This window comes from Enterobacter sp. 342 (assembly GCF_036663495.1).
Lineage (GTDB): Bacteria > Pseudomonadota > Gammaproteobacteria > Enterobacterales > Enterobacteriaceae > Enterobacter.
On record NZ_JAWUEI010000068.1, the window covers coordinates 1 to 7,181 of the forward strand.

Genomic DNA, 7,181 nt, shown 5'->3' on the forward strand with positions numbered 1-7,181 from the left:
TCTGAAGCGTTGCTGATGAAGAACTTCACCTTGTTCCACCAGCCGTCTTTCATGCTGTTGGCGGCATCGATGAGGCTCGTCACTTCAACATCAGCCTCTTGCCCGTCAGCGTTGACGAACATGCCGATGCCTTCATCCGGCGTGCCAGCACCAGGCTCGTCGAGCAGGATCGCGATGTGGTCGAACTGCATGTTGTGAGCGACCCAGGAGTATTTCTTCTGCTTCGACTCACCTGCCTTTTGCTCTTTGTTCAGCAGCAGTCCGGTTGAGACATGAATCGGATCGGCGTTATTGCCGGAAATCATGTCGTCCAGGCGCTGAATAAGGCGCTTACCATCAGTCTTTGTATCTGCCACGGCCTTATTGACGTAAACGTCCATCACGACCTTGTCGTTGGCCTTGCTGACGTTCTGAGCCCACGCTCCGGCGTAGTAATCGTTCACCGCCTGCGGGTCGTTGGCGCTGACGTATTTGCCGTTCACCATCGGGTGGCCGATCGGCATTAACTTGCGCTCCATCGTCTGGTAGCTGTTGTTAATCTCCTCCGCCGGGTACAGGCCGCCATTCATCACGATGTCATCAACGATCGGGACCGCACCACGAATGACGTAGTGTTCCTGGCCGTTGATGGTGGTCGTTGAGATGTTTGAGGCGTTGATGGCGAGGGATTTAACGTGGATGCTGGATAGCTTCACGTTGCGTCCTCTGTTTAGATTTTTCGTAACATTGGCGCTCTACAGCACCAGGGGAAATAGTCCAGCGCAGTGACGCACTGGTAACTCACGGTTCGACCGCAACCACAGCACCAATAAACAGTCACGCAGCCTCCTTTGTGGTCCACTGCTGACGCTCTTTCTTCAGCTTATCCGCCAACCCCTCGTTGAAGATGCTGCCGTCGTCGTTGAGCAGGACCGGGATCTGGCTGCAGTAGCAGTTGTACCGGTTACCGTTCTCGGCGTAGAAGTCCCTCACCTCTTCTGTAGTGTAGACCTTACCGTGTCGGCTGGCGTGCCAGGTGCGCGTCGTCGGCTTGAGCGCTGACAGCCACAGCAGGCCAGTATTCAGCCCCAGCCTGTCAGCAGCCCAGTCCGTTTCATTCCATTGTGCCTGCCGCAACGCGCCGACCTGCTCAGTCTGAGCGATGGTCTTTGCCTTCGACATCGACACATCAAGGCGCTTGCTGATGACGCTGGCCGTTTCGCGAGGATTCACACCGCGCGCGACCGCATCGGTGATGATGTTGGTCAGGTCGCCTCGGGCGGTGTCGCTGATGACCTTCCAGTCACTGAACGTTGTCAGCCTGGCCGCAGATATCTGGTTCAGATAACCGGGACTGTTTAAAAGCTGCTGTAGCGTCGTCTGGCTGGCGTACACCTGCGACTGCTGTGAGAGGTTGTTGAAGGCCTCCAGCGTGCCGCGCTGCGCCTCAGCGGCGACGTAATCCATCGCCCAGAGGTTTTGCTCGCCACCCTCCAGCAGGTGGTCATCGAGAATATCCTGCACCGCCTCAAGCAGGTCCGCCAGTTCCTGCGCCGACATGTCGTAGATGAACTTACCGGCGTTGACCTGGTAGAGCCGTAAATCGTCGCCGTGGTCATGACAAAGGAAGTGCCAGTTATGGCTGTTAACCTCGCGTTCACGCCCGGTAAGGCGCTGGTCGAACAGAGATTTCAGCGCGCGCTTAATGCCGAGATACCGCTCCTCGATATCCCGGAACATCGCGGTTACCTGCTTTGCCGACCGGGTCGGGTCAACCTTGCTGCGCGGAACTATCGGCAGGCCCACCTTTGCCGTCTGTTTTGGTGTCATCGGCCAGTGGATCATCGGTTGTCACCTTATCGTCCGGGTTAGGCGGTTCTTTTGGCTCTGGCAGCGGGTCGAGCCCAACAATCTCGCGCAACTCGTTGGCAGTGAATGGCGGTTCGCCACCGTAGAAGCCAGATGTTTTCTGCACGATGTCGGCCAGTTTCGAAGCATTCTCGATCTTCTCTTTCTCGCCTGGCGCCAGGAGGTCGCTCCACGAGATTGTAACCTCGCCTTTAGTTGGTGGATCAATGATGCCAATCGTCCAGAAGCGCTCAAGCAGCGCAGTAATGCGGTCTGTCAGGAAGCCATTGCGCCGCGTGTTACGACGAATAGCCCAGTCCGTTTTATCCTCATCGCTCGCCAGTCGCCCGGTCTGCTGACCGAACAGTATGGTGAACGGGATTTGCACGGAGGCGGCCAGTTCGTTCGCTGTGACTTCCCATGTCGGCCCCGGGTCGCCGGGAGTAACGCTCAGAACGTGCATCTGACCGGCCTGCATTACGGCCGCCGCATCGGTACCACGGTTCAGCTTATTGACCTTATCGCCCATCGCTTCGCCGAGATCGGCATAGCCAGCCTTTTTGGCTTGGTCAGACAGCGTATTCATATCGGTTTCTTTGCTGAACTCGACGGCGATCTGCCGACTGGCGTTCTTCAGGAAGCCTTCAGCGCCACCACCTGACACTTTCTCAAGGTCGAGACCCTTGTTGTAGCCGGCTTCCAGCAGCGGGATGCCGGACAGCACGTTGTCGTCTTCAGAACCTTCGCAGAACAAGATAACGCGGCTCGGGTGTACCGGTTCTCCGCGCATCGGACCGACAAAAGGCTCATCACCGACCGGCTGCTCGTTGAAGTTGAACATCTTCGGCTGGCCGAACGTTTCAGACTGACGGTCGTTATCCCATTCGGAGACAGTTAACTGCGGCTCCCATACCGGGATAAGTTTTACCAGCGCTGACTCGCCCAGGGATTTCACCAGCTTGGTATCTACTGGTTCGTTCCATGACTTATTGTCTTTCACCTGAAGCAGCAGCGCGGAGTATCGCCCGACCATATTGCGGCGATCGGCATCCTTCACCTTCGGCCACAGCTTCTTCATAAACTTGGTGACTTTCTTTTCCCAGGCGTTTGTTTTCTCCGCTTCCTGCGCTTCATCACCGTCAACAATGACAGGATAGTCCTGCCAGCAACCTTCCAGCAGCCGATGCACCACAGCGAAGCCAGCGGCGTTGCGGCGGTACATGTTGTAGAAGTCGTTGAAGTTGATCGTGCGCGGGTAGCCAAATTCCTGGTAAAGCGTCGGGCGCTTCGTGTTGCCGCCACCGATGCCGATGGCATTCAGGTAATTCGCTCGCCTCATTTCAGTGGCGAGGTTGTTCACAGCCAGTTGAAGGCCGTTATCTTGTTCGCTCACTGGCGATACTCCTTAGAAGAATACTGTGCCGACCTGCTTACGGTTGTTCTTCGTCACTGCGAAGTAACGGAAGCTGTCAGCACCGTGTGAGGTGGCGTCATGGAGAGGTTTGTCTTTCCAGCAGCCGCGCTTGTCGTCCCACTCTTTCCGGTAACCCTCAAGGTGGGATATACCCTCAGAGCATTTTTCCTCGTCAAATACACAGCGCGGGAGGATTTCACGGGCCGACTCAATGCCAGTATCAATTCCGGCTTTCGGCACAACTTTGAAATTCAGGGAGTACATCTGACCGTCAATCTCGTACCCTTCGCGCGCCAGCTCTTTGCGTGACTTCGCATCAGCAGCAAACTCGCGGTTTTCGATGTCGTGCGGCCCCCAGTGCTCTCCGTACTCATAGCCTCGGTCTTTCAGCACCTTCATGTAGTGCCTCAGGCCTTCACCGGAGTTTTCGTAGTAGTCTATGACGTGGAACTCATTGCCAACTTCACGAACGAACCAGATAGCCGTGGAGTCTCCCACGCCGATATCCCAGAATGTGTGCACAGGGAGGTGCGAGTTATCCGGGATTTGGCCGATCCGCTTGTTGGTGTATAGCCAGCGGAACTGTTTGGCGTAATACGCACCCTCGACAGACTGCTGGAACGCCTCGGCCGGAATGGTCGGGTATTCACGCTTCATGTCGTCGCCGAGTGTTTTCTCTTTGGCGTAGTACCATGCTTTCTGGCGTTCATTGACGACTACGCCGTGCTTCGCTTCCATTTCAGCGAAGTAGTCAATCAGGCGCACCGGCAGCGTTTCAACCGGGTCGATTGCGTACTGCGGATTCTTCCACCAGGAGAAGAAGAAAAACTTCCAGTCCAGCGCGGATAAAGGCTTGCCCTGCAGCAACGCTTTCTCTGCCGTCTGGCAGTAATCGAAAAAGTAACCCGCCCGGCCCTCAGCTGTGCTCTCGATAGTAGCAAAGCATCCAGTCGATACCGCCTCAAACGCACCAGTGACGATTTCACGGGCTTTATCCGGATACTTGGCGCATATCTTCCCGAACTCGGAAACGTGCAGGTAGCGCAGCGTACCACCACGAAACGACGTGCTGACGTATAGCGAGCCACCCTTCTTAAAGACGAGCTCGCCGGAAGAATCATTGCTCGCCGGGTTGGCAGCCTTTATCTCTGCCGGCAGCTTGTCGTATGCGTACTTCACCTTTTCACGGAACAGGCGCTTTGCGTCATTCAGCGTGTGGGCAATCAGCGCGCACTTCGCCGACTCAAACAGGGCCGCGTCGAGCTGGATGATGCACACCTCAGTGGTGAAACCGAGCTGGCGAGCCTTAAGGATAATGTTGCGGGTGTGGATCCCCTCGAAGTATTCCCGCTGCTCAGGTGTCATCCTGAACCGCGTTGGCTTTCCCTCTTTGTCGGTAATCCAGTAAAGGTTGTTCAGCCGCCAGTCTTTGTCGGCCAGCAGCTTGATGTGCTCAGGTTTCATTACGCCCCCTGAGATAGAGAATCCATCAGGTCAGACAGTTGCTTAACAGAGTTGTCGCCTTCCGGCCCGTCGATATCGTATGCCTGACGCTCAAGTCCTATCAGGTTCTTAAGCGCGTCGCTCAGTGCCTTAACCGACTTAACGCGCTCCGGCATGCTGATAACCTTGTGGTAAATCTCATTGAGCTTGTCCTGGCCTTTGTCGTCGGGGTCGAACATCAGATCTCCGAGCTTCTCCAGTGCGGCCACGTCTGCGCACTCCGCGCCCAACTCATCAAACAGGGCGTTGGTTATCCGCCGGGCGCGCTTAATGTCGCCGCGATGCTCCATGCGGACGTTGGCAATTACCTCAGCCGTAGCCTCGATGAGTACGCGTTCGTTAAAAGCGACTTCACTGCGTACCTGTTTGCGTACCTCGGCTTTGCGTACCAGATCGTCAGCGCGTTCTTTCACCTTCGCATTCAGGTCACGTGACCAGTCGTCACGCTTGGCGCGCTTGCGGATAGCGCCTTCGCTGATACCGTGTTGTGATGCTATCTCTCGGAGGGACATCACTCCGGCCCGGTACGCCGTCTCGATGGCCTCCCAGTCCGGCTTGCTCATTCGTTACTCCGTTGTTTGTTCTGATGGCTGCTCGGTCTGCTCTGCCGGTACAGGTGTGAACTCCACACGCTTTACATCAGCAGGAGCGAAATAAAGCCACTGTCCCGTTTCCGTCGCCAGCGGCACAAAGCCGTTCACCAGCTCAGGTTGTCGGCGTGACATCTGGCCTTTGTACTCTCCGCCGTCGTTCGTCGTCAGTTTGATGATGTAGATGTCGGACATGATTACCTCTTTGCCTTGTCGCAGCTGTTGCCCTGCTTCTCAGAAGTGCTTAGCCACTTACGGCTTACCCGTCAGCAAGATGTGATCACCATCCTTGCTGGGTTACACAGATCATTATCGAAGCCCCTCAGTGAAGAGCTTCTGTAACGACCTACTTGTTTTCGGTCTGCTTATCCCATTCCTCACGGAACTTGGATGGGTTTTGACTGCCTTCTAATGCCATGATTACCTCACTTTAAGCACTGCTCTTTGATGTAGTCCTGCAGATAACCGACCTGCTTCGTCACTGTGACGATTCGCTCTCTGAGGGTGAAATAATCCCGTTCAGCGGAGTCAGTAAGTCGGGGGCTGGTAGCATCGCCCAAGCCGCTGGTGCTGGTCGCTCCGTTCGCGGGACAGTTTGCGTTGAGCTGCAGCCGCTTACGGCCAGCAATGACATCGCTATGCAGACGCTCAATGGTTTCTTTCGCATCAGCCAGTTCTCCGGTGTATTTGGCATCCAGTGCAGCGACATCACGCTGGCGGGTCTGCATGTCTTTTATGGTGGCGTCTGCCAGGCTGAGTTTCTCAGTGGCTTTATCGCGCTGGTCTTTGTAGGTGATGGCGTTGTCGCGGTAGTGGTTGATAGCCCAGGCCATCGAAACCAGCAGGCAGATAACGACAGCGCGGATGATTGCTGTTAACCGACTCATTTCTGGCCCCACTCGCAAACTTCCCGCTCAATCTCGCGCCGGGTTATCAGTCCCTTCCACTGCTTGCCACCGGCATACGTCCAGCGTTGCAGTTCTTTGCATGCCCCCGGCACGTCTCCGGCGTTCAGCTTCTTCAGCAGCGTCGAGCTGGCAAAAGCACCAGAGCCAACGTTATAAGTGAAGGAGTAAAGCGCGGCGCGGGTAGGCTCTGGGATGCGAACCTTGATCAGCGGGTCGATGGCGTTTGCCACCTTTCGCAGATCTGCCTTCAGCAGATTGTCGCACTCTTTGTCTGTGTAGCGGTGACCGCGGCGGATGTCGGCACCTGTGTGCCCATCACAAACAGTCCAGACGCCGACCACATCCTGATAGGCGTAATAACGCCGTCCTTCCAGCCCATCAGCATTGCCCAACATCACTGCAGCAATGGTGATGGCTCCGGATCCGCCAACAATGGCACCCACCAGCTTATTCCTGAGTGTCGGGTTCATCTCGGCTCCTGCTGCGGCGGTTGTCTTCGCGGATCTTGAAATAGAGATTTGTCAGATACGTCAGTACGGCAATGATGATACCCACCAGCACGCCGATAGCGTTCCACTGCTCGGGACTGTAGGCATTCAACATGCCGTTTAGGATGCTCCCGGCTGAAGCGCCATAGGCAGCACCAGTGGTTATTTTTTCCATGCGATACATGCTCTCACCTCGCGTAGTTAGCGGGTGCTGTGTGTGTGTTTGAAAAGGGTCAGGCCCTCGGGACGATTTAACAAGTAGGCGTGTCGATGATGGTTCCCGGAACCTGAGAATAAAAAACCTGGCGACAAGCCAGGAAGATGAGGGTAAGGCAATGTCGGCTCTCTGGCCGAAGGGTCCCAGGTAGTGGGTTTGGCTCGCCTGGCTGGATTCGAACCAGCGACCAACCGCTTAGAAGGCGGTTGCTCTTTCCTCTGAGCTACAGGCAAA

Annotated in this window: 8 protein-coding genes, 1 tRNA gene and 1 pseudogene; all 10 read right to left on the bottom strand. The window is 55.8% G+C overall.

Annotated elements, in window-relative coordinates:
* A pseudogene (locus V6E55_RS24560) lies at positions 1-695 on the bottom strand (DUF2213 domain-containing protein); the annotation flags it as partial.
* A gap of 121 nt (positions 696-816) precedes the next feature.
* Positions 817-1,824 (bottom strand): phage minor head protein, encoded by a 1,008-nt coding sequence (locus V6E55_RS24565; protein WP_316944084.1) that lies wholly within the window; start codon positions 1,822-1,824, stop codon positions 817-819.
* Positions 1,751-3,220, bottom strand: coding sequence for a DUF1073 domain-containing protein (locus tag V6E55_RS24570; protein WP_045269926.1), 1,470 nt, complete (start codon positions 3,218-3,220; stop codon positions 1,751-1,753). The genes V6E55_RS24565 and V6E55_RS24570 overlap by 74 nt, the downstream gene beginning before the upstream one ends.
* 12 nt (positions 3,221-3,232) lie before the next feature.
* Positions 3,233-4,705: a terminase gene (locus tag V6E55_RS24575; RefSeq protein ID WP_316944085.1), complete on the bottom strand. Its 1,473-nt coding sequence runs from the start codon at positions 4,703-4,705 to the stop codon at positions 3,233-3,235.
* The gene (locus V6E55_RS24580) at positions 4,705-5,307 is read right to left on the bottom strand and encodes a hypothetical protein (RefSeq protein WP_316944086.1); all 603 of its coding nucleotides are present in this window, start codon (positions 5,305-5,307) and stop codon (positions 4,705-4,707) included. Before V6E55_RS24580 ends, V6E55_RS24575 begins: the two co-directional genes overlap by 1 nt.
* Positions 5,308-5,310: 3 nt before the next feature.
* On the bottom strand, positions 5,311-5,529 hold the full coding sequence (locus V6E55_RS24585) for a hypothetical protein (RefSeq protein ID WP_316944087.1): 219 nt from the start codon (positions 5,527-5,529) through the stop codon (positions 5,311-5,313).
* A gap of 230 nt (positions 5,530-5,759) precedes the next feature.
* Positions 5,760-6,221 carry a lysis protein gene (locus V6E55_RS24590; RefSeq protein WP_316944088.1) on the bottom strand — a complete coding sequence of 154 codons (462 nt, stop codon included), beginning with the start codon at positions 6,219-6,221 and terminating at the stop codon, positions 5,760-5,762.
* Positions 6,218-6,712, bottom strand: a complete 495-nt coding sequence (locus tag V6E55_RS24595) for a lysozyme (RefSeq protein WP_039024844.1) — start codon at positions 6,710-6,712, stop codon at positions 6,218-6,220. The genes V6E55_RS24590 and V6E55_RS24595 overlap by 4 nt, the downstream gene beginning before the upstream one ends.
* Positions 6,690-6,914: a class II holin family protein gene (locus V6E55_RS24600; RefSeq protein WP_001752682.1), complete on the bottom strand. Its 225-nt coding sequence runs from the start codon at positions 6,912-6,914 to the stop codon at positions 6,690-6,692. The genes V6E55_RS24595 and V6E55_RS24600 overlap by 23 nt, the downstream gene beginning before the upstream one ends.
* 190 nt (positions 6,915-7,104) lie before the next feature.
* Positions 7,105-7,180, bottom strand: a tRNA-Arg gene (locus tag V6E55_RS24605).
* Position 7,181: the final 1 nt, after the last annotated feature.